1 protein-coding gene and 1 pseudogene are annotated in these 753 nt (G+C 63.6%); both read left to right on the top strand.

What is annotated here, in order from left to right; translation table 11 throughout:
- Positions 1-494: PAAR domain-containing protein (locus A9G05_RS26250; protein ID WP_256548496.1), on the top strand; the 494-nt coding region annotated here is incomplete at its 5' end.
- Positions 491-753: pseudogene (locus tag A9G05_RS26255) on the top strand (VRR-NUC domain-containing protein); the annotation flags it as partial. The gene A9G05_RS26250 and the pseudogene A9G05_RS26255, both read left to right, overlap by 4 nt.

A 753-nucleotide genomic window follows, 5' to 3' on the forward strand; every position in this document is an offset into this window, starting at 1 on the left:
TTACCGACCCAACGGCGTGCCCAATACCCGGGCACGGCGTCAATCCCATCGTCCAGGGCTCGCCTGATGTCTTGTTCGATGGTTTGCCTGCCGCCGCGCAAGGCGATCTGACGGCCTGTGGCGGGGCAATAGTCGCCGCCGTGGCCAACACGGTGCTGATCAACGGCAAGCCCGCAGCGGTTCTGGGCAGTGTCGGCGCGCACGGCAACGTGATCATCAGCGGTTCGGGTACCGTCATCATCGGCGACACCTTTAACCCCGCCTCCTTCACACCTGTTACCCCCCTCAACAACGCGACAGGCGCCTATTCCGGGCGCTTTCAGTTGATCGACCATGAAACCGGCAAGCCGGCTGCCGGGCGCAGGGTCCGGGTCTGGTCCAGCGGCGGCTGGAGCGCCTTCGAGACCACCGATAGCGAGGGCCTGACGTCATGGATCAGGCATGACAGCTCCGAATCCATCTACATCGACCTGGTGCAGGAGGGCGAGGCATGAGCGACCAGCCCGGGCTCTCCCAAGGCGGCACCAGCCCAGGGGGCACCACCAACCCGGTCGGGATTCTCGACCCCAAGCTGGACCCGCAAGACAAGCGCGTGCTGTGCTCTGCCGTCTGCTTCTGCGAGAGCACCCCAAACATCAGCAAGGACGGCAAGAACCTCAAACAGTCCTGTGTCGCTCAGCGACTGAACGAACTGAACGAGGTGCTGCACGGACGCAGCCCCTACAAACCCGAAGTCAGCTACGACATGACCAA

It is taken from the genome of Pseudomonas sp. ENNP23, from assembly GCF_001728945.1.
Classification (GTDB): domain Bacteria; phylum Pseudomonadota; class Gammaproteobacteria; order Pseudomonadales; family Pseudomonadaceae; genus Metapseudomonas; species Metapseudomonas otitidis.